Source organism: Streptomyces sp. NPDC029014, assembly GCF_055564695.1.
Genome location: NZ_JBVHVT010000040.1, coordinates 24,137 through 44,860 on the forward strand (window position 1 = coordinate 24,137; position 20,724 = coordinate 44,860).

Genomic DNA, 20,724 nt, shown 5'->3' on the forward strand with positions numbered 1-20,724 from the left:
CTCGTCGTCAGGGCGAGGCCGGGGGCGGGACGGGCCTGCCGTCGGCCATGCGGTTGCCGCTCCACACGTTCCCGGCGCCGCCCGCGTTCCAGGCGGTGGCCGTGCCGTACGCCCCGGCCGTGGCGTGGTACTCGGTGGAGAACACGTTGTCGGTGACCTTGATGCCGGTGGCGCCCGGCCCGCCCCCGTAGAGGGAGTAGGCCCCGCCCGCCAGCCAGTTGCGCTCGACGACCACGGAGGAGACGACGCCGGTGTCGGCGAACAGCCCTACGGCGGCGGTGGCGCCCTGGTCCACCCGGACCGGGTTCAGCAGGGTGTTGTGGCGGACGGTGAGCCGGCCCTTGTTGCCGCCGCCGCTGATGACGGCGTCGGTGTGCTGCCACTCGCCGGTCTTGTTGCGGAAGGCGACGATGTCGTGCACGTAGTTGTCGTGCAGGTCGCCCTGGCCCATGGACAGGGCGTTTCCGAACACCGAGATGTCGCACCAGCCGACCTCGATCGAGCTGCCGCCCATGTTGGACACCGCGTAGTTGACGCCGCCGTTGTCGGGGCCCTTCCCCGGGATCGCGGTGATGGTGGTGTGCAGGACCTTCAGGCCGCTGAAGCCGGGGCGCAGGTTGATGCCCCACCAGTTGGTCGAGGTGATCCTGCTGTCGATGACGGTGACGTCGTTGGCGTAGATGTCCAGGGAGCCGCGGATGTCCCAGCCCTTGATGACCGTGCCGTCGGTCTTGATGGACATGTCGCCCGTGTCGTGCCGCTCCAGCCCGCTCCGCGGCCCGGTGGTGGACTCGTCGGGGAACCCGCACGCGCCCGGGGACGGGCAGCCGGGCGACGGCGTGGGCGGGCCGCTGCTGCCGGGCGGGGGAGCGGCGGAGGGCGGGGCCGAGGTGGAGCTCGCGGTCTCGCCGGTGCTCGGGTCCGGTGACGGCGAGGGCGTCGTCACCGGCGGCGGACCGGTGCTGCCGGGCCCGGGGCAGTCGGGGGCGCCCTGCGGGCAGGGGGCGGCCGCGGGCTCGCCCCTCCCGGTCTGCTGCGCCTGGTAGAGGGTGATGACGGTGACCAGGACGAGTCCGGCCAGCAGCCAGGCCGCGAGGCGCTTGCGGTGGTGTGCCACGGTCGTCATCCCTTCGCCGCCGCGGTTGGTCCGGCGGCCGGTGCGCCGCGCAGGAAGCCCAGGCTGGGCAGTACGCACAGGGCGTAGCCCAGGGTGCCGGCCACGCCCGTCGCGAGGAGTGCGGGGACGCCGTCGCCGAGGAGCCGTTCCAGGCCCAGGACCACGGCCGTCATGACGGCTCCGCCGAGGAAGGGCCAGGCGCAGGCCCGCGCCACGGTGCCCAGTCGGATCCCGGCGCGGTGCAGGGTGACGAGGAAGACCGGCACGACGACGGCGCCGGCGACCAGGACGTGCCCCTGTGCGACGCCGACGATCCCGTCGGACCGGGCGCCGATCACCAGGGCGGGGAGCAGGACGACCAGCCAGAGGGCCTGCACCCCGATGAGGGAGCGGCGCCGGCCGACGGCGACCAGGCAGTCGTAGGCCAGTTCGCAGGCGATCCGGACCAGGCCCAGCGCCATCAGCCAGGGCAGGGCGGCGGCCGCGGGCAGCCACCGTTCGCCGTAGACGAGTTCGACGACGGGCGCGGCCAGCGCAGCGAGCAGCACGCACAGCGGGACGGTGCCGGTCATCACGACGCCCAGGGCGCGGCCGAACCCGCTCGCCAGCGCGCCCGGGGTGTCGGCCAGCCGGGAGAACCCGGCGAAGGACACCCGGCGGGCCGCCTCGGAGATGATGCGCACCGGCCAGCCGGAGATGTTGAAGGCGAGGACGTAGAAGCCCAGGGCGAGTTGGTCCAGGGAGGAGCCGACGACCATGGTGTCGACGTTGACGACGCCGAGGGCGAGCATGCTGGCCCCGGCGAGCGGGAGGCCGAAGCCCAGCAGGGCCCGGGCCTGGCCGGCGTCCCAGCCGAACCGCAGGGTGCCGGGTGCGGCGAGGCAGCAGCCGAGGAGCGCGGCCGCGTTGCCGGCGACAGAGCCCCAGGCGAAGCTCATGGCCCCCCAGCCCTGGACGGCGAGCAGCAGGGTCACCGCGGTGCTGAGGACGAAGTTGACGGAGTCGACGGCCATCCGCCGACCCTGCGCGAACTCGCGGGTGAGGAAACCGGCCGGGACCTGCGACAGCCCGTCGAGGACCACGCACACGCACATCACCCGTAGCACCCCGGAGGCCTCGGGCGAGCCGAGCACCCGGGCCACCGCGGGGGCCGCCGCGAACAGGGCCGCGTACAGCAGGCAGCTGGAGGCGGCGCTCAGGGTGAGGACGGTCGGGGCGAACCGGCGCGGGTCGCCCTCCCAGCGCACGATGGCCAGCGAGACCCCGAGCTCGTTCGCGGAGAGCAGCACCAGCAGGACCGTCTGGGCGATCCCGTAGACGCCCCAGGCCTCGGGGCCGAGGAAGTAGCGGGCGAGGATGATGCCGGTGGCGAAGTTCCCGAGCCGCATGACGACGGTGTTGACCAGGCTCCACCGGGCGGCGGAGCCCACCTTGCGGCCCAGCGACGGTGCCTCGGGCTGTTCCGCGGCCTGCGGCCCGGCGGGTGTGCCGGTCGCGGGGCCGGTCACGTCGACCCCGCACTGCTGGACACGGCCTCGGGGGCGCCGGCCCCGGTTCCGGCCTCTGCCCCGGTTCCGGCCCCGGTTCCGGTTCCGGCCTCTGCCCCGGTTCCGGCCCCGGTTCCGGTTCCGGGCTCGGCCCCGGTTCCGGTGCCGGGCTCGGTTCCGGTGCCGGGCTCGGCTCCGGTTCCGGCCTCGGCCCCGGTTCCGGCCTCGGCCCCGGGTACGGCGGCCCGGCGCCGGCCCGGCCTGGCGGGCGTACGGCGGCGGCGGGCCTCCACGAAGAAGGTCGCCACCAGGCTGAGCACGAAGCCCAGCGCCCCCGCCATCACGAGGTACTGGAGCCGGGTCTTGGTCTGCGGCTCCGGCTTCTGCGGCGGGACGATCGTGGCCATGCGGATCATGGCCTCCGGGGTCACCTGCTGCTGGGCCTGGAACTCCTGGAGCCGCTTCTCCGCGTAGGCGGTCAGGAGCTGGTCCGACTTCAGGACCGCGGCCGGGTCGGTGCCGGAGACGATCAGCCACATGAACGGCCCCTGCGCGTTGTCGGCGATCTTCGCCTCGTACGTGCCGGTGAGCCCCTGTGCCTTGAGGTCGGCCTTGGAGTCGTCGGAGTTGAGGTTGCGGGCCAGGCCGTCGGCCATCCCGGTGAGCGAGGCCTGGGTGCTCAGGAAGGGGTTGCCGTCGAAGGCCACCGTGGCCTTCTTGGAGTTCAGCAGGGTCACCGTGCTCTGGGACCGGTACTCCACCGGGACCAGCAGGTAGACGCCCGTCGTGAGCGCGGCCGTGATCAGCAGTCCGGGCAGCAGGACGTACCAGCGCCTGCGCATGACCCGCCAGATCTCCGCGAGATCCATGGTCTTCCCCCTCGCGGCGGCGCCGTGTCGGACGCGCCGCCGCCCTGTCATTGCGATGTGTACGGTTCTTTGCTTCGTGGTGCGGTCGTGCGTGGATCCGGCCCGGTGCTACGCCGCCCCGGACGCCCCGCCCCGGGCGAGGTCGGTGGGCCGCAGCCGCTCCCGTGCCGTCCCGCCCTCCAGCAGGACCCGGGCGATGCGCTCGCTGGCCCGCCCGTCCCACAGCGCGGGGCAGCGGGGCGCGGGCGGGTCGTCGAGCACCCGGTTCACGGTGGCCGTGATGCGGTCCGGGTCGGTGCCCGCGAGGACGTTGGTGCCCTCCTCGACGGTGACGGGGCGCTCGGTGTTCTCCCGCAGGGTCACGCACGGCACGCCCAGGGCGGTGGTCTCCTCCTGGACGCCCCCGGAGTCGGTGAGCACCACCCGCGCCCCGTCCTGGAGCGCGATGAAGTCCAGGTATCCGGCGGCCGGGACCAGCCGGATACCGCCCGGGACGCCGATCGCGGCCAGCCGCTGCGCGGCCCGCGGGTGCACGGGCAGCAGCAGCGGGCAGCGTCCGGCGATCTCGCCCAGGGCCTTGAGCAGGCCGCGCAGGGCGTCGGGGTCGTCCACGTTGGCCGGCCTGTGCAGGGTGACCAGGCCGTAGCCGCCGCGGGTGAGCCGGTACCGGTCGAGGACGTCCGAGGCCCGGGCCCGTTCCAGGTTGGCGAGCAGGGTGTCGATCATGACGTTCCCGACGAGGTGGATCTGGTCCTCCCGGTACCCCTCCGACCGCAGGTTCGCGACCGCGTCGGGCGAGGGGGCCAGCAGGTGGTCGCTGACCCGGTCGGTGGCGACCCGGTTGACCTCCTCCGGCATGCTCCAGTCCCGGCTGCGCAGGCCCGCCTCGACATGGGCGAGCAGCGGGCCCGCCTTCGCCGTGACCAGGGCGCAGGCCAGGGTGGAGTTGATGTCGCCGACGACCACCACCGCGTCCGGGGCCAGCTCTTCGAGCAGCGGCTCGAAGGCCGCCATCACCCGGCCGGTCTGCTGGGCGTGGGTTCCGGACCCGGCGCCCAGGTACCGGTCGGGGGGCCGGATGCCGAGGTCGCGGAAGAAGACGTCGTTCATGGACTCGTCGTAGTGCTGGCCGGTGTGGACGAGGACCACCTCGGCGCCCCGGCGCTCCAGCGCGTCCATCACCGGTTTGATCTTCATGTAGTTGGGCCGTGCTCCGGCCACGCAGACGATCCTGTTCACCGCCATGGTGTCAGAGCACCTCCACCGTGGGCCCGGACAGCCGGTTGCGGCAGTCGAGCACGAAGGAGGCGTGCTCGGTGACCATCGCGTAGTCGAAGGAGTCGTGGTCGGTGAGCAGGACGACCACGTCGGCGGCGGCCAGCTCCCGGCGGGTCGGCTCCACCCGGACGAGCCGGGCGTCGACCTTGATGCTCTCCACCACGTGGGGGTCGGCCGCGCGGACCTTGGCCCCCATGTCGAGGAGCAGCTGGGAGATGCGCACCGCCGGCGATTCCCGGGCGTCGCCGGTGTTCTTCTTGTACGCGAGCCCCAGGAGCAGGATCCGGGAGCCGTTGACCGAGCGGCGCCGGGCGTTGAGGGCGTCCATGACGCGGCGCGTCACGTACTCGGGCATGTGGTTGTTGATGTCGTTGGCCAGCTCGACGAAGCGGAAGCTCTGGCCCAGCTCGCGCTGCACCCGCCAGGACAGGTACGACGGGTCGATGGGCAGGCAGTGGCCGCCGACCCCCGGGCCGGGGGTGAACTTCATGAAGCCGAACGGCTTGCTGGAGGCCGCCTCGATGGCCTGCCACACGTCGATGTCGAGGTGGCGGGCGAACATGGCGATCTCGTTGACGAGGGCGATGTTCACGTGCCGGAAGGTGTTCTCCAGCAGCTTCGCCAGCTCGGCCTCCTTCGGGGAGCGGACCGGCACCGTCTTGTCGACGAGGCCCCCGTAGAACTCCTCCACGGCCTTCAGCGAGGCGGCGTCCACGCCGGACACGACCTTGGGGGTCTGCTGGAAGCCCCAGACGGCGTTGCCCGGGTCGATGCGCTCCGGGCTGTAGCCGAGGTGGAAGTCGGCGCCGGCGGTGAGGCCCGAGCCGTTCTCCAGGATGGGTCCGAACAGTTCCTCGGTGGTGCCCGGGTAGGTGGTGGACTCCAGGACGACGGTGGCGCCGGGCCGCAGGAAGCGGGCCAGGGTGTGCGCCGACTCCTCGATGTAGCTGAGGTCGGGGGCGCCTTCGTGCAGCGGGGTCGGGACGGTGACGACGGCGACGTCGAAGCCGCCGCAGTCGCGCGCCAGGTCGCTGGGCCGGTACGTGCCCTTGGCCAGCGCCCGGTTGATCCGCTCGGAGGAGACGTCCTCCACGTAGGACTCACCGGCGGCGAGGCTCTTCACCCGCCGCGTGTCGACGTCGTACCCGATCACCTGGTGCCCGACCTCGGCGGCCCTGACGGCCAGCGGCAGGCCGACGTATCCCTGTCCCACGACGACTACGCGCATCAGTAACTCCTGTTCGCGGAACCGGCAGCAGACGGTGTGCGGCGGATGAGCTCCCGGGCCGTCATGGCCAGGAAGGCGGCATTGGTGGTGAGGTAGCGCTTGCCCAGGCGCCGCGGCTCCTGGAGGGTGCGGTAGAACCATTCGAGCCCCATGCGCTGCCAGACCAGCGGGGCCCGCTTGGTGATGCCGGCCAGGATGTCGAAGGAGCCGCCGACGCCGTGCACCACGTGGGCGCCGGTGCGCTTGCCGTAGCCGGCGGTGAACATCTCCTTCTTGGGCGAGGTCATGCCGAGGAACAGCAGCTGCGCCCCGCTGTCGGCGACGGCGTCGGCGATGTCGGGCTGCTCGGAGTCGTCGAAGTAGCCGTTGCGGCTGCCGGCCACGCGCAGCTCGGGGAACCGCTCGGCGATCCGGTCGAGCATCGTCCCCAGCACGTCCTGCCGGGCGCCGAGCAGGTAGACCGGGATGTCCGCGGCCTCGGCGGCGGCGAGCAGCCGCATGAACAGGTCGATGCCCGCGACCCGTTCGGGCAGCCGTACGCCGAGGATCCGGCCGGCCCACACCACCGCCTGCCCGTCGGCCAGGACGAGGTCGCAGCCCGAGACCGCCGCGGCGAGGCGGGGGTCCCGCCGCATCGCGACCAGTTTGGCGGCGTTGACCATGCCGATCTCGATCTGCTCGCCGCGGCGTACCGCGTCGAGGCAGCGCTGCACGGTCTCGTCCATGGTCAGGGCGTCGAGCGTGACCCCGAAGAGGGACTGGCGTCGGTTCATCTCGGAACTCCCCCCAGCCAGGCGTGCAGCAGCCAGCCGAACTCGTACGGCCTGCACTCGCGGTCCACCGAGAGCGGCCGGAACAGCCGGTCGAGCGGGGCCAGCCGCGCCTGCGGGGCCAGCCGGGTGGTCAGCCCGCGGGCGGCCCGGACGGCCTTGGCGGGGTCACCGCGGTAGACCTTGCGCCAGGTGACGCCGAAGTCCTCTCGGATCATCGGCTCGCGGGGTGTGCCGTCGGGCCCGCTGATCTCGGGTACGGCGGTCATCCAGCCGAGGCCGCGGCGGACGGCCGCGCCGAAGTCGGTGCCGCCGGCGTCCGCCAGGTCGAACAGGGCGGTCGGGGCCATGGCGTGCTGGTGCACGCTGTACACCGGGTAGCCCTCCACCATGCCGCCGGTGCGGGCGTCGTAGTGCCACCACCACTGGCCGCCGTCCCCCTGCAGGGTGCAGATCCGGGCGGCGCACATGTTGGCGGCCCGCAGGGCCTCCGGGTCCGGGCCGCTCGCGTGCAGCCGGGCCAGTGCCTGGATCGGGTAGGTCTGGTCGGCGAAGCACGCGACGTGCGAGCGGTAGCCGGGGACCAGCCCGGGGGCGGTGGCGTGCGGAAACAGCGGGCTGTCGGTCGTCGCCCTGGCCCCCAGCAGCCGGTCGCGGGCGGCCACCAGGCGGTCCTCCACGTCGACCGTCGCCCGGGCGGCGACGAGGGCGGAGAGCACCCAGGCCGCCTCCACGGTGTACTGCGGCCGGTCGGGGTCGTCCAGTGCGGCGACCCGGGCGAGGGCGTCCCCCAGTTTGGGGTGGCCGGTCTCGGCGGCGGCCCACGCGACAAGCGCCGCGTCGCCCAGGTTGTCGACCCCCGGCAGCCGTTCCACCAGCAGGTTCGTGAAGGCGGCGGCGGTGTGCCCGCCGAACACGGCCTGCTGCCGGTCCTCGGGCAGGTACTGCGCGCCGAGGGCGGTGATGGCTGCGTAGCGGGTGCTGGTCCCGCGCCGCTCCACGCGGCGGGTGCCGTCGGGTGCGACCGTTCCCACCCGGGTGAAGACGAAGGTCTCCGGGCCCGGCAGGTACATCTGCGGCAGGCCCGCCTCGGCGAGCGCGAGCAGGCGCTCGGCGAGCGCGTGCAGCGACGGGTCCTCCTGTGCCAGTGCTCCTAATCGTGCGGCGGTCACCGGGTCCCCACCCCGGCTTCCCGGGTGCCCCGCGCCCCTCGGCCGGACCCCTGTTGCAGGGCCGGACTGTACGGCTCCAACACACCTACCCCCTCTGAATAGCCGTTCCGGGGAGGGAGCGCGCATGACGGCGCGCGCGCCGGCGGTGACGGTGTGATCGCCCCCGAGGCACGGGCCGTCCGGGGCCGCCCACTGGATCCCCCCAGCGATGCCCCGGACCGGAGCACGCGCGGACGGCAGCGCCGTACAGGCGCGTCAGCGCGCCTGCCGCCACTTCGTCCGCGATGCCCCCGTCGTGTACAACCCCCCACTGAACAAAGCCTGTTGCCTGCTCAGAACCCGTGTACAGGGACAAGGTATGCCCAAGGGTGTTCGTTGATTGCGGTTTTGAGGAAATGCCGGTGGCCCAAATTCCGACGACCCGTCAGCGGGCCGTTCCGGAACGGCTTCCCGCCCGGCGCACGCCCACGGGCCGCGGGGATCGAGGGCCCGGAGCCGGGCCCGGAGCCGGGCCCGGCGTCAGGCCCGCGGCAGGATCGGACGTCAGGCCTGCCCCGGCCGGCCGTCCCGCTCGGTCAGCACCCCGTCCGCCTCCTCGTACAGGGCGCCGGTGCGAGGGCACTCCCACACCCCGGGTTCGCCCTCGCGCGCCACCAGGCGGACCCCGGCCCGCCCCACCCAGCCGATCCGGCGCGCCGGCACCCCGGCCACGAGCGCGAAGTCGGGGACGTCCCGGGACACCACCGCCCCGGCCGCGACCAGCGCCCACCGCCCGACGCGCACCCCGGCCACGCACACCGACCGGGCGCCCAGCGACGCCCCTTCGGCCACGACCACCCCGGCGGCCTCCCAGTCGTCGCCGCGCTTGAGCTTGCCGTCCGGGTCGACGGCCCGCGGGTAGAAGTCGTTGGTGAGTACGACGGCCGGGCCGATGAACACCCCGTCGCCGAGTTCGGCGGGCTCGTACACGAGCGCGTGGTTCTGCAGCTTGACCCGGTCCCCGATCCGCACGCCGGGCCCCACGTACGCCCCGCGCCCCACGATGCAGTCGCGGCCGAGCCGGGCCTCCTCCCGTACCTGCGCCAGATCCCAGATGGTGGTCCCGTCCCCGAGTTCGGCCGTCTCGTCGACCTGGGAGGAGGGTTGAATTCGGACACTCACGGGGCGGTCCCCTTACGCTCGCGAGGCATTAGGACGCGCGCCGTGACCGGCGCACGGAGGGAGCATATGCACCGCCGACCCGCCCCGCCCGGTACATCAACCGACTGTTCCCGCCCCGGACTTGCGGCCCGCCGCGCGGGCTGCGGCGATACAGCTCCGCCCGCTTCCCGTACCCGGCGCCGACCTCCTCATCGGGCTCGCGACGACGGGGCCGGCCCTGCTGCTGGGGCAGGACGCGACCGCCCAGGGGCGGCCGCCCCTCGACCGTGGCCTTCCCCGCGGTCCTGTGGCGGTTCGGCCCCCTCTCCCGCAGGACCACCGAACTGACCCGGGAAGTGGCCCCTGGAGGAGATGCGCCGCATGCTCGCCCTGCTGCGCGAGGACCGGGGGTCAGCCGCGCCCGCCCGCCCGATGCCCGGACCGGCGCGCCTCACCGGCCTCGTCGCCCGCGTCCGCGCCGGCGGCACCGCCGTGGAGCTCACCGTCCGGGGCGCGGGGGGCGGACCACACCGCCGCCCCGCCCGCGGAATCCGGCAGCCGGTGACCGGAGGGCAACCGGGTACGCTGCGCGTCAACGGCACCGGCAGCGGCCGGCGCCGGCAACGGCAGGGCCGGGGGACCACATGGACGACCGCACGCAGCGCCACCGCTGGATCATCACCGCGGAGAAGCTCTCGGAGAACCACGCGGACAACGGCGGGCAGTTGGAGACCCTCAACGCGTTCGAAGGCACCCGCGAGGAAGCCGAACAGGCCCTGGAGCAGGCCGCACGCACCATGGTCGTGGGCACCTTCCTCCAGGAGCGCCGCCGGCTCGTCTACCGCCAGTCCGACGGCTCCTACCTGGTGCGCTGCACCGGCCGGATGGGCGGCCAGCACACCCGGGTGGTGCGTGCCGCACACCTCGTCTGGGACTCCGACGACAAGGACGCGGACTGACGGGCCGCCGACTGCGGCCCGGCGGCAATGGCGTCGACGGGTGTGGACGGGCGGAAACCGCGTTGACGGGCAGGGCGGTGACGCGTTCGGATGGGCCGGTACCCGCAACGCCCCACCACCGGAAAGGGACCCGTGCCCATCGCCAAGATGCACGCCGACGAGCCGGACACCGACGGCCCGCTCGTCCGTCGCCTGATCGCCGCACAGTTCCCGCAGTGGGCGGGCCTGCCCGTCGAACCGGTCGACCGGCACGGCACGACGCACGCGATGTACCGGCTCGGCGAGCGGATGGTCGTGCGCCTGCCCCGTACCGCGGGCGCCGCCGAGGACATCGAGCGGGAGTGCACCTGGCTGCCCCGGCTCGCCGCGGCGCTGCCGGTCCCCGTCCCGGTGCCGCTGGGCCGGGGCGTTCCGGGCGAGGGCTACCCCTTCCCGTGGGCCGTGTACCGCTGGCTCGACGGCCAGGTCCCCGCCGCCGGCCGTACTGCCGCACCCGGCCCGCTCGCCCGGGACCTGGGCGGGTTCGTCGCCGCGCTGCGCCTGATCGACCCCGCGGGCGGGCCCGCCTCGTACCGCAGTGAAACCCTGGCCGCGCGGGACGCCGCCGTCCGCGCCGCGATCGCGGGCCTGCGGACCCCTGCCGACGTCGACGCCGACCCCGCCGCGGTGGCCGCCGCCTGGGAGGCCGCGCTGCGGGCGCCGCAGTGGCCCCACCCGCCCGTCTGGATCCACGCGGACCTGCAGCCGGGGAACCTGCTGCTGGCCGGGGACCGGCTCGGCGCCGTCATCGACTTCGGCTGTGCGGGCCTCGGCGACCCCGCCGTCGACCTGCTCCCGGCGTGGTACGTCCTCCCCGCCGGGGCTCGGGACGCCTTCCGGGCCGCCGCGGACGTCGACGAGGCCGCCTGGGCACGCGGCCGTGGCTGGGCCCTCTCGGTGGCCCTCATGGAACTGGACTACTACCGGGACACGAACCCCGTCATGACGGCCACCGCCCGCCGCGTGGTCCGGGAGGTCCTCGCCGACCCGATGGCCAACGCGGCGGTCTAGTGCTGTGGCCGCCCGTTGCCCGCCGGTTCTGGCCGGTGGTCCAGCGGCCGTCCGGGCCGACGAGGAACGCGATGACGTCGGCCACGTCGGCCGGCTGCCCCAGCCGGCCGAGCGGGGTCGTCCCGGCGACGGGTCGGTGGCACCAGGGGAGACGGCGTTGACGGTGGTGCCGCGCGGCCCGAGCTCCCGGGCCGCCACGGCCGTCAGTTGCTCGACGGCGCCCTTGCCGGCGGCGTACGGCCCGATGCCGGGGGCGGGCCGCACGGTGTCGGGGAGGAGACGTTCACGATCCTGCCGCCGTCGCGCATCCGCCGGGCCGCGTACCGGGTGCTCAGGAAGACCGAGCGGGTGTTGACCGCCAACACGCTGTCGAACACCGTCACGTCCGTCTCGGCCAGCGGGGTCGGGGCGAGGGCCAGGGCAGCGGGAGCCTGGTCGGCGGCGGGTCACGGGCGGTAGACGCGCGCCAGATGGGCGTCGAGCTCCGCGGCCGCCTCCGGCGCGGTGGCCGGGGCGACGCACGTACCCAGGTAGCCGTCCGGGCGTACGAGGAAGGCCGCCGGGCCGGCGGTCCCGTAGATCCGGCGGAACTCGCCGCGGCCGTCGAGGTAGACCGGCAGCGGCACGCCGTCCACGGCGCCGGCGGCGTCGGCTCCGGGTGCGTCGGCTCCGGGCGGGGCGAGGACGACGAAGGCGGCGGGCGCGTCCGCGCCCTCCCCGCCGGCCGACCGCCGGGCCGCGGCGGCGAGTGCGGCGCACCCGCCCAACTCCCGGGCCGAGTCGGCGTACAGGACCAGCACGTGCCCCCGGTCGCGCAGCACGTCGTACAGCCGCAGCGGAACGGTGGCGACGCCGCTCACCAGCCCGCCGCAGTCCGGGGCCCGTTCGCCCGGGCGCGGGCCGCCGCCCGCCGCGGAGCCCGGTCCCACGACGGGACTGTCGGGGTACGCGACCAGCAGCTGCGCCTCGCGGAGCATGAGGGTGGCGGGGTCCTCCGGGTCGGCCTGGACACCCTCGGAGGAGTGCCGGACGGTACGGCCGACGACCTCCTCGCCGACCGGGCGCCGCTCGGCGTGGTAGCTGTCCAGCAGCCCGGGGTGGGCACCGCCCCGCAGCGCGAGGGCCAGCTTCCAGGCCAGGTTGTGGGCGTCCTGGACACCGGTGTTCATCCCCTGGGCGCCCGTCGGCGGGTGGATGTGGGCGGCGTCGCCGGCGACGAACACCCGACCGTCGGCGTACCTGTCCACCAGGCGGTGGCTGATGCGGAAGACCGACGACCAGCGCAGGGCCGACGCCGTGGTCGGCTCGGGGGCGAGCCGGTCGAGGACCGCCTGGATGTGCTCGATCCCGGGCTGCCGCCCGCCCTCCAGGCCGTGGGCGACACCGTCCCCCGCGGCCTGCCCTCCCCCCGCACCGCCGCCCACGCCGCCACTCGCGCCGCCGGTCCCGTCGGCGGCGGACAGCTCGGGCGGGACCCGCATCGACATGCGGTAGCGGCGGTTCCCGGGCAGCGGGATGCAGACCAGGAGGTCGTCGACGGTCCCGTCCGCGGCGTGGTGCATGGCCCGTACGCCGTAGCCCGCGGGCAGGCCCCAGTCCACCTCCACGTCCCCGAGCATGTACTCCTCCGGGAACGCGCCCCCTTCGAAGCGGAGTCCGAGCGTCTTGCGGACCGTGCTGTGCGCGCCGTCGCAGCCGACGAGGTAGCGCGACCGGACCTCCTGTTCGCCGCCTGCCGCCGTGCGGATCCGGCTCAGGACCCCGTCCGCGTCCTGCGTGAACGACACCAGCTCGACGCCGCGTTCGATGCCCGTCCCGAAGCGGGCCAGGTGGTCCTCCAGGAGGCGCTCGGTCTCGTACTGGGGGAGCGCGGCGAACCCGTACGGCACGTCCGGAGGGAGCCGGAGCTCGAAGCGCCCCTGCTCGACGCCGTCCGCGTAGACCAGCTGCCCCCGCAGCGGCACGGCGGCCTCCAGGGCGGCGCGGACCAGGCCCATCCGGTCCCAGACCTCCAGGGTCCGCGGCTGGATCCCGACTGCCTTGGCGTACGGCAGCCGCTGCGGCAGCCGGTCGACGATCCGGCAGCCCGCGCCCAGCCGGCGCAGCTCCGCGGCCGCTGTCAGGCCGACCGGCCCGGCGCCCACGACCAGCACGTCCGTGTCCGTCACTGGTCTCTCCCGTCGAGGGCCCCCGGACTGCATTGCCCCTCCATGGTCGGTCCCCCCACCCCGGCGGGCGACCTGAGGGCCGCCCGGACCACGGCCAGGGGCGCCCCCGCCGGCGGTGGCGGGGGCGCCCGTGGAGTCAGGCGTTGCGTCGGGGGTCAGCTACCGGCGGAGAGGTTGCCGGAGAGGACCGGGATGTTGTCCAGGATGTGCGAGAGGGTCTCGTCGCCCTTGGCCTGGGTGGAGTTCTCGGTGCACTGCTGGTTCATCGGGTTGGACGCGACGTTGATGTCCTGGACGCCGACGTTGGCGAGGACCGCGAGCAGCGACTGGGCGTTCACCTTCACCGGCAGGGCGATGCACGGCTTGTTCGCGGAGCCCTGGATGAGGGAGGCCTGCGGGCTCATGGCACCCTCGGTCTTCTGGTTGCCGTAGATCTGGGCCGAGTCGTTGCCGTTGACGGTGTTGATGCCGTTGTCGTTGCCGATGGCCATGGCAGGGGAGGCCAGGGCGGCGCCGGCGCCGAGGATCGTAGCGGCGACGGCGACCGTGTTCGCGGCCTTCTTGAACATGGTGTTCCCTGTTCGTCGTAGGGGGAGGGTGTTGCTCGTACGTGGAGTGGAACAGCGGCAACGGCCAGAAGTTCCGCTCCACCACCCGCAGGAGTGATCCGCGACGTGCGCCGCACGGCCGCTGGCCTAGCCGATCTCCACCACCTGCGCCCAGTCGGGCGGCGCGTCCGGCACGTAGTCAGGGTCGTCCTCGCTCCACGCCCCCGAACCGCGCGGGAACAGGCCCACTACCGTCCGGCACGGCGGCCGGCTGTCCGGCCAGGGGGTCTGCCCGTCCGTCAGGACCACGACCACGTCCGGTCGGGGCCGGGTCCGCAGCGCCCGGGCGAAGCCCGTCCGCAGGTCGGTGCCCCCGCCGCCCACGAGCGGGATCCCCTCGGCCCGGCACAGCGGGTGCGCGATCCGGGCGGCCGCATCGCAGGGCACGACGGTGACCAGGTCGCGGCGGCCCCCGACAGCGCGGGAGATCGCGGCGACCTCGAGGAGCGCACTGCCCAGTTCGGCGTCGCTGACCGACCCGGAGGTGTCGATGACCACGCTGACCCGGGGCGGTCTGCGCCGCAGGCTCGGCAGGACGGCGCCGGGCAGGGCGGCCGAGCGGCGCGCCGGCCGGCCGTACGTGTAGTCGTCGCCGGCGCCGGCGGCGGAGGCTGCCGAACGGACCGCCGCGCCCAGCAACTCCCGCCACTGCTGCGGCGGGTGGAACGCCTCCTCCGCCCAGCGCCGCCATCCCTCCGGGGCGTTGCCGGGGCGGCCCTTGATGCCCTGGGCGACCCGGAAGCGCACCGCGTCCTGTTCGTGCCGGTCGAGGCCGTGCGCGCCGTCCGGGCCCAGGTCCCACTCGCGTTCCAGGCCGTCGGCGCCGCTGCCGCAGTCCAGCCAGGCCAGGTCCTGGGTCAGCCGGCCCAGCTGGAACCAGCGCAGGTAGTCCTCCATGAGGTGGCCGTCGTCCAGGCCGAGGAACTCCGGGTCCACGGCGCCCGCCGGCCGGGCCAGCCCGTCGCCGAACACGTCGTCGTTGATCTCGCAGTCCGCGGCGATGTTCATCCGCAGCCGTTCGCCCGGTCCGGTCAGCCCGCGCTCGCGGGCGACCCGGTCGCTGCGTCCGTGGTGGTCGCGCAGCAGGTGGGACACCTCGTGCACCCAGACGCCGGCCAGCTCCTCCACCGGCGTACGGTCCACGAACGCCGGCGAGACGTAGCAGCGCCAGTGCCGGTCGACGGCCATCGTCGGCACCCGCCGGGACTCCACGGTGTGCAGGGCGAACAGGGCCGTCGCCAGGTAGGGCCGGGCCCGGGCGGCCTGCAGCCGGGCCGCGAACAGCTTGTCGCGGTCGAGTCCGCCGGGTGAGTCGCCCCCGCCCGGTGCACCCGGTGCACCTGGAGCCCCTCGTGTCACGGTCATCGGGCCGCCCCCGCCCCCGCGCCGGAGCCCGCGGCGACCCGGGCCGCCGCGCGGTCGGCACGGCGGGACAGGGACACCGCCCCGGCGAGCCGCTCGATCTCCTCCGGGACGTCCCAGTCGGTGCGGCGCAGGGAGGCGAGGCCGGTCGCGGGGACGACGACCAGGTCCGGGGCCCCGGTCTCCATCGCCCGGACGAGCAGGGCCCAGGCCGCGTCCCAGCGGGCCTTCTCGGGGCGTTTGCGGACCGCCTCCACCACCCCGTCGAGCGCTGCCTGCCGCAGGTCCCCCCGGTCGGGAAGGACGGCCCCCGCCGGGTCGGCGAGCAGCGCCTCGGGGTCGGGGAGGTCCATCCGGTCCATGACCGCCAGCAGCTCCAGCCCCGGGCCGTCCCCGACGGCGCCCCTGACGAGCAGGGAGAGCACCTCCCGGGAGGAGCCGGCCGCGGTCGCGAACGCGATCAGGTGCAGGCTCATCTCCCAGCTGCGGGGCGACGGCCAGGCGCTGCCGCGGCGGGTCTCGTTGCCCGGCAGCCGGTGGACGAGCGCGGGGCGGGCGGCGAGGAGCCCGCACACGGCGCGCCGGGCGACGTCCACGGCGTCCGGCAGCTTCTGCGGGTCGAGCCGGGGCAGGGTGGCGCGGGGCCAGGTCCCGCCGAGGCCGCGTACGACGACGTCGTGGTCGTGGGCCCACTGGAGGTGCACGAACCGGTTGGCGAGCGGCGGGCTCAGCTCCCAGCCGTCGGCGGCCGAGGCCCGCGGGTTCGCGGCGGCCACGATGCGGACCCCGGGCGGCAGCCGGAGGGCGCCGACCCGCCGTTCGAGCACGAGGCGGAGCAGGGCGGCCTGGACGGCCGGCGGTGCGGTGGAGAGCTCGTCCAGGAACAGCAGTCCCCGGCCGGCGCGGACGAGCCGGACCGCCCAGTCCGGCGGCGCCATGGGGACGCCGTCGCGGGCGGGGTCGTCGCCGATGACGGGCAGCCCGGAGAAGTCGGAGGGCTCGTGCACGCTGGCGATCACCGTGGTCAGCGGCAGGTCCAGGGATTCGGCGAGCTGGGTGAGGGCCGCGGTCTTGCCGATGCCGGGCTCACCCCACAGCAGGACCGGCAGGTCGGCGGTCACGGCCAGGGTGAGGGCCTCCAGTTGGGGGTCGGGCCGGGGCTCGGTGGTGGTGTCGCGCAGCAGGGCGAGCAGCTCGGCGGCGACGTCGAGCCGGGAGGGGCGATCGGTGCCGGAGGGGGCTGCGGGCACGGCGGAGGAGGAGTGCGAGGTCATGTCGGGGTCACCTGTGGTTCGAGTACGCGTACGCGGGCGGGCGTCCGGGTTCCGGAGGAGCGCAGCGGTGCGGGAGGGCTCGGGTCAGAAGGAGCGCAGGAGGAGCGCGGGAGGAGTGCGGGAGGAGTGCGGTACGAGTCGGGCGGCGGTCAGGAGAAGGAGGCGTGCCGGGGGCGGCTCCGGCCGCGGCTGCCGCTGCGGCTTCGGGGGCGCGCCGGCTGCGGACGCCCGGGTGCGGGTCCGACGAGGCCGGCCCGGAACAGCCCGTACGTGATGCGCTGCAGTGCGGCGGCTTCGAGGGCGTCGCGCAGCGGCCCGCTGCGCAGGACGGCGTCGGGACCCAGCAGGGCTTCGACGACGGCGAGCGCGCCGGCGGTGTCGCCGTGGTCCAGGCGTTCGCGGACACCGGTGAGGCAGTCCGGGCGGCGGTGCGCCTCGTCGATGGCCTGGAGGCAGGGCAGCGGCGGGCCGCCCAGCGCGACGAGCAGCTCCTCGCGCCGGATCTGGGCCGGGTCGTGGTCGAGCGGGGCCAGGACCCCGTCGACCAGGGCGATCCGGTGCCGGGCTCCGCGGCAGTCCACGAGGCGCGGCTGTCCTGCCCGGCCGTCCGCCGCCGGAGAGGGCCGGGCGGGCGGAGGTGCACCGGCCGGTACGAGCGCCGGGGCGACGAGCGGGTGCAGCCGTCCGGCGTCGATGGCCCCGGCCCGGAGCAGGTCCAGGTCGGGCAGCGTCCAGGTCGCCGCGTCGGGCAGGACCGGCAGCGCGGGCGCGCCGCGCTCCGGCACCGCCGCGGACACGCGCAGCGCGGCCTGCCCGGGATCCGGATCCACGTCCAGGACCAGCCGTTTCCGGCCCCCGAGCCGTACGGCGACGGCGCCGCCGGTCCGCCGTTCGGCGCGGAGCAGGATCCGGGCCTCGGCGGCCCACCGGTCGACGGCGCACCGCAGGTCCTCCGGCCCGGTCCCCGGTGGGACGGGGGCCGTCGCCGCATCGGCCGCGGCTCCGGCGCCGGGCGGTGGCCGGTCGGCTCCGGAGCGGACCCGCAGCTCACCGGCGTGCTGCGCGTCCCACAGGTGCCGGTGCAGGTCGAGCCGGAACCGCCGGCTGGGCCGGGGATGCGGATGCCCGCCGGCGCCGGCTGCGGGCCCGAAGGCGGCTCCGGAGCCGTCCGCGTCCCACAGGGCGAGGCTGATCCGCTGTCCGGCGTCCGCCCAGGCGGGCGCGGTCCGCACCACGAGGTGCACGGGCCGTTCGCCGGTCTGCCCGTCGGTCGCGTACCGGGCCAGGGGCAGGGTCAGCCCCGGACGCAGCAGCCCGTCGGGGGCGATCCGCGGCAGGTGCCAGCGCAGCAGGTCGGGGGCCAGCCGGCGCAGGTCGGCCCGGATCCGGGAGGCGAGCTCCCGCCCCCGGGCACGCGCCACGGCCTGCAGCTGGAGATCGACGTCGACACCGGCGGCGGCGCAGGCCCCGGCCCAGTCCCCGGCAAGGCGGCGGGTGGTCGCGGTCTCGATCATGGACGGCGGCACGGCGTACTCGCGCACGCGCAGCCAGAAGGAAGTACGGGAGTCCCCGTGCACGGTGTGAGTGGGCATCAGCACTCACCTTGCGTGGACGGGACCCCCGATCTGTCAGCAGAGTGTGTGGTCATCGCGGTGAGCCTAACGGGCCCCGTCCCCACCCCGCCAGGCAATTTCCCGGTTCCGTACGGAGGTTGACGCCCGATCGGCGGAGCCGGCCCCTCCCGACGGGCTAGGGTGGCCGCCATGTCCGCCGCCCCTGAGCTGATCCGCATCGTCTCCCGCGACTCGCCCATGGCCCTCGCCCAGGTGGAGCGCGTCCGCCGGGAACTCGCCGTGCTCCACCCGAACACCGCCACCGAGGTCGTCGCCGTCCGGACGACCGGGGACAAGTGGATGGGGAGCCTCGCCGCCGTGGACGGCAAGGGCGCCTTCACGAAGGAGGTGGACGCCGCGCTGCTGGCCGGGGAAGCCGATCTCGCCGTCCACTGCGTGAAGGACATCCCCGCGGACCGCCCCCTGCCCGCGGGTACCGCGTTCGCCGCGTTCCTGAAGCGCGACGACATCCGCGACGCGCTCGTGCATCCCGCCGGGCTCACCCTCGACGAGCTGCCGGACGGCGCGCGCATCGGCACGTCCTCCGTCCGCCGCACCGCCCAACTGGCCGCGGGCCACCCGCACCTGACCTGCGTACCGATCCGCGGCAACGCCAACCGCCGGCTCGACAAGCTCGCGGCGGGCGAGGCCGACGCCCTCCTCCTCGCCGTCTCGGGACTGGAGCGGATCGGCCGCGCGGACGCGATCAGCGAGGTCCTGTCACCGCAGCGGATGTGCCCGCCGATCGGCGCCGGCATCCTCGCCCTCCAGTGCCGGGAGGACGACACCGCGCTCATCGAGGCGGTGAGCGGCCTCGGCGACCCGGCCACGCACCGCGAGGCCACGGCCGAGCGCATGCTGCTGCACGTGCTCCAGGGCCACTGCAACGCGCCGATCGCCGGATACGCGTCCACCGAGCGCGACGGCGAGCTCGCGCTGTACGCGAAGGTGTTCACCCCGGACGGCAAGCGGGTCCTACGGGCGCACGAAGGGGCCGGACCGCTCGATCCGGCCACACTCGGCACGTCCGTCGCCGTCGCGCTGCTCCGCCAGGGCGCGCGCGAGCTGATCGACGGGATCCCCCACTGACGGTCGGCCGACGGTCAGCCGGTGAGCCGGTTGAACACGGACCGGGTGGCGCCGAAGCCGCTCTCGTGCACCCAGACGTGGGTGCATCCGGGGCACTGCAGGTGCAGCAGGCTGCCGGTGTTCGTCAGCAGGTACCGCCAGTGCCGCGAGCACGTCCGCCGGGTCTCGCACGGCTCGCAGCCGCGGGCGTCGTCGCAGTTCGGGCAGGCCACCCAGGCCCGCCGGCCGGGGTCGGCCTGCGGGTCAAGCGGCAGCACTGCCGCCGCCTTCGCGCCGGGGGAGCACCCCGGCGGCGACGAGGTCGTCGTACACCCGCTGCTGCTCGGCGTCGAGGCCGGAGTACAGCAGGTCGTACGCCTCCTCCTCGCCGCGCATGACCTCGACGGGGTCCCAGTCGGGCCCGAGCGCGTCGAGGATCTGGGCGCGCCGCAGCATCTCGTGCGCGGCGAGGTCGATGTCGAAGCCGGTCGTCCCCGCGCCGTCAGGTATGCCGGCGGGGTCGTGGGGCGAGTCGTGGGGGGCCATACCTCAGGAACTTAGGTAAGCCTTCTTTCCCAGGTCAAGGGAGGGTGTGCGGATTCACAGCCCGGCCCCGGCCCGGCCCGGCGCCCCGCCCGGGCGCGCGGTGGCCGCGCCGGCCGCGGGCCTGGCCGGCCGGCAGCCGGGCGGGCCCAGCGCGGTGCGCCGGGCCGCGCCGGCCCCTGCCCCGCCCCTCAGGGCCAGGCGCAGCAGGGTGGCGGCGCCCCCGGCGGCGGGCGCCACGGATCCGGGCCGGGCTCCCGGCGAAGCCCGGACGAGCCACGCGTCGACCTCGTCGGCGCGGTAGGCCTGCGCCGGCCCAGGGACGGGCCGGCCCAGGGACGGGCCGGCGTGAGGACAGCCCAAGCACGCCGACCGCGACCACGGCGACAACACCCGGGGAGGATCGCCGGCCCAGTCCAACGGGATCCACCCCGCGCCGACCGCGCCCACGGAGAGCCGTGGCGTCGCCAGAGGCGCCCCGTGCCGGGCACCCCGACCGAACCCCAGGCCGCCGAGAAGGCGGCGGGGACCCGCCCCGACAGGGCGGGCCGGGCAAGGCTCCCGCCGCAGGGACGGCCCACACGTTCTTCGAGCCGACCGCCGCCCCGGTACGGCTGAGCGCCAGGCACAGCCGACCAGGTCCCCGGTCGGCAGCGGTGCCGGCCCGCCCCGCGCGGGACGGGCGCAGGCGCAGGCCGGCGCAAGGGGGAGCCGAGGCCGACGAGGCCGCCGGGCGGGCTCGCCAGCCCGGGCGCCGCGGCGGGCGCGGTGGTCAGCAGCGGCCCGGCGACGCAGAGCAGCCGCTGGGAGCCCGCGGGGACGACGGCCAGCGGGCCGATGGCCCGAACGCAGCCGCTACCGGTCCAGCAGCCCGCTGTCTGCGCGCCCGCAGGAACAGCGCGACCCGTGCCATGCCGGAGGGCCGCCGACGGAGCAGGGCTCCGGCGAGCTGTCCCCGACGTGCGGCGTCCTGAGGACCACCCCGGGGGTGGACAGGTCGGCGGAGGGGGAACGGGGC

At 75.2% G+C, this 20,724-nt stretch carries 19 protein-coding genes and 1 pseudogene; 3 read left to right on the forward strand and 17 right to left on the reverse strand.

The window, feature by feature from the left end:
• Positions 1 to 7: 7 nt before the first annotated feature.
• The 8 genes from ACZ4VL_RS22300 to ACZ4VL_RS22335 all read right to left on the reverse strand — a co-directional run bounded on the left by ACZ4VL_RS22300 (position 8) and on the right by ACZ4VL_RS22335 (position 9,082).
• Positions 8 to 1,117 carry a right-handed parallel beta-helix repeat-containing protein gene (locus ACZ4VL_RS22300; protein WP_468202577.1) on the reverse strand — a complete coding sequence of 370 codons (1,110 nt, stop codon included), beginning with the start codon at positions 1,115 to 1,117 and terminating at the stop codon, positions 8 to 10.
• 5 nt (positions 1,118 to 1,122) lie between these two features.
• The gene (locus ACZ4VL_RS22305; RefSeq protein WP_468202580.1) at positions 1,123 to 2,625 is read right to left on the reverse strand and encodes an oligosaccharide flippase family protein; all 1,503 of its coding nucleotides are present in this window, start codon (positions 2,623 to 2,625) and stop codon (positions 1,123 to 1,125) included.
• Complete coding sequence (locus tag ACZ4VL_RS22310; protein ID WP_468202583.1) at positions 2,622 to 3,473, reverse strand: YveK family protein; 852 nt, start codon at positions 3,471 to 3,473, stop codon at positions 2,622 to 2,624. The genes ACZ4VL_RS22305 and ACZ4VL_RS22310 overlap by 4 nt, the downstream gene beginning before the upstream one ends.
• Positions 3,474 to 3,581: 108 nt before the next feature.
• The gene (gene wecB / locus ACZ4VL_RS22315) at positions 3,582 to 4,718 is read right to left on the reverse strand and encodes a non-hydrolyzing UDP-N-acetylglucosamine 2-epimerase (RefSeq protein WP_468202586.1); all 1,137 of its coding nucleotides are present in this window, start codon (positions 4,716 to 4,718) and stop codon (positions 3,582 to 3,584) included.
• Between the two features lie 4 nt (positions 4,719 to 4,722).
• Positions 4,723 to 5,979, reverse strand: a complete 1,257-nt coding sequence (locus tag ACZ4VL_RS22320; RefSeq protein ID WP_468202588.1) for a nucleotide sugar dehydrogenase — start codon at positions 5,977 to 5,979, stop codon at positions 4,723 to 4,725.
• A complete protein-coding gene (locus tag ACZ4VL_RS22325; RefSeq protein WP_468202591.1) occupies positions 5,979 to 6,752 on the reverse strand; it encodes a WecB/TagA/CpsF family glycosyltransferase in 774 nt (257 codons plus the stop codon). The genes ACZ4VL_RS22320 and ACZ4VL_RS22325 overlap by 1 nt, the downstream gene beginning before the upstream one ends.
• Positions 6,749 to 7,921, reverse strand: a complete 1,173-nt coding sequence (locus ACZ4VL_RS22330; protein WP_468202593.1) for a hypothetical protein — start codon at positions 7,919 to 7,921, stop codon at positions 6,749 to 6,751. Before ACZ4VL_RS22330 ends, ACZ4VL_RS22325 begins: the two co-directional genes overlap by 4 nt.
• Positions 7,922 to 8,464: 543 nt before the next feature.
• Complete coding sequence (locus tag ACZ4VL_RS22335) at positions 8,465 to 9,082, reverse strand: acyltransferase (protein WP_468202596.1); 618 nt, start codon at positions 9,080 to 9,082, stop codon at positions 8,465 to 8,467.
• Positions 9,083 to 9,705: 623 nt separating this feature from the next.
• Between ACZ4VL_RS22335 and ACZ4VL_RS22340 the strand changes: the two genes are divergently transcribed.
• Both ACZ4VL_RS22340 and ACZ4VL_RS22345 read left to right on the forward strand, forming a co-directional pair.
• On the forward strand, positions 9,706 to 10,020 hold the full coding sequence (locus ACZ4VL_RS22340; RefSeq protein WP_468202599.1) for a hypothetical protein: 315 nt from the start codon (positions 9,706 to 9,708) through the stop codon (positions 10,018 to 10,020).
• A 147-nt stretch (positions 10,021 to 10,167) separates the two neighbouring features.
• Positions 10,168 to 11,070, forward strand: coding sequence for an aminoglycoside phosphotransferase family protein (locus tag ACZ4VL_RS22345; RefSeq protein ID WP_468202700.1), 903 nt, complete (start codon positions 10,168 to 10,170; stop codon positions 11,068 to 11,070).
• Between the two features lie 7 nt (positions 11,071 to 11,077).
• Here the strand turns inward: ACZ4VL_RS22345 and ACZ4VL_RS22350 are convergent.
• From ACZ4VL_RS22350 to ACZ4VL_RS22375, 6 genes and pseudogenes are all read right to left on the reverse strand, one after another.
• Positions 11,078 to 11,495, reverse strand: a pseudogene (locus tag ACZ4VL_RS22350) (SDR family oxidoreductase); the annotation flags it as partial.
• A gap of 21 nt (positions 11,496 to 11,516) precedes the next feature.
• A complete protein-coding gene (locus tag ACZ4VL_RS22355; protein WP_468202602.1) occupies positions 11,517 to 13,271 on the reverse strand; it encodes an FAD-dependent monooxygenase in 1,755 nt (584 codons plus the stop codon).
• Between the two features lie 122 nt (positions 13,272 to 13,393).
• Positions 13,394 to 13,807 (reverse strand): rodlin, encoded by a 414-nt coding sequence (locus ACZ4VL_RS22360; protein WP_468202605.1) that lies wholly within the window; start codon positions 13,805 to 13,807, stop codon positions 13,394 to 13,396.
• 126 nt (positions 13,808 to 13,933) lie between these two features.
• The gene (locus ACZ4VL_RS22365) at positions 13,934 to 15,211 is read right to left on the reverse strand and encodes a vWA domain-containing protein (RefSeq protein ID WP_468202608.1); all 1,278 of its coding nucleotides are present in this window, start codon (positions 15,209 to 15,211) and stop codon (positions 13,934 to 13,936) included.
• Positions 15,208 to 16,482, reverse strand: a complete 1,275-nt coding sequence (locus ACZ4VL_RS22370; protein ID WP_468202610.1) for an AAA family ATPase — start codon at positions 16,480 to 16,482, stop codon at positions 15,208 to 15,210. The genes ACZ4VL_RS22365 and ACZ4VL_RS22370 overlap by 4 nt, the downstream gene beginning before the upstream one ends.
• Before the next feature lie 149 nt (positions 16,483 to 16,631).
• The gene (locus tag ACZ4VL_RS22375; RefSeq protein WP_468202613.1) at positions 16,632 to 18,074 is read right to left on the reverse strand and encodes a hypothetical protein; all 1,443 of its coding nucleotides are present in this window, start codon (positions 18,072 to 18,074) and stop codon (positions 16,632 to 16,634) included.
• A 171-nt stretch (positions 18,075 to 18,245) separates the two neighbouring features.
• Here ACZ4VL_RS22375 and hemC point away from each other — a divergent pair, with 171 nt between their 5' ends.
• Entirely contained in the window at positions 18,246 to 19,184 is a 939-nt protein-coding gene (gene hemC / locus ACZ4VL_RS22380) for a hydroxymethylbilane synthase (protein WP_468202615.1), read from the forward strand.
• A 14-nt stretch (positions 19,185 to 19,198) separates the two neighbouring features.
• On the opposite strand, the gene ACZ4VL_RS22385 is transcribed toward hemC, so the two are convergent.
• Genes ACZ4VL_RS22385 through ACZ4VL_RS22395 form a run of 3 tightly spaced genes read right to left on the reverse strand, consistent with a single transcriptional unit; the run spans position 19,199 to position 19,946 of the window.
• A complete protein-coding gene (locus tag ACZ4VL_RS22385; protein ID WP_468202618.1) occupies positions 19,199 to 19,441 on the reverse strand; it encodes a hypothetical protein in 243 nt (80 codons plus the stop codon).
• On the reverse strand, positions 19,428 to 19,709 hold the full coding sequence (locus tag ACZ4VL_RS22390) for a DUF6400 family protein (protein WP_468202621.1): 282 nt from the start codon (positions 19,707 to 19,709) through the stop codon (positions 19,428 to 19,430). Before ACZ4VL_RS22390 ends, ACZ4VL_RS22385 begins: the two co-directional genes overlap by 14 nt.
• Before the next feature lie 54 nt (positions 19,710 to 19,763).
• Positions 19,764 to 19,946 carry a hypothetical protein gene (locus tag ACZ4VL_RS22395; protein ID WP_468202624.1) on the reverse strand — a complete coding sequence of 61 codons (183 nt, stop codon included), beginning with the start codon at positions 19,944 to 19,946 and terminating at the stop codon, positions 19,764 to 19,766.
• Positions 19,947 to 20,724 lie beyond the last annotated feature (778 nt).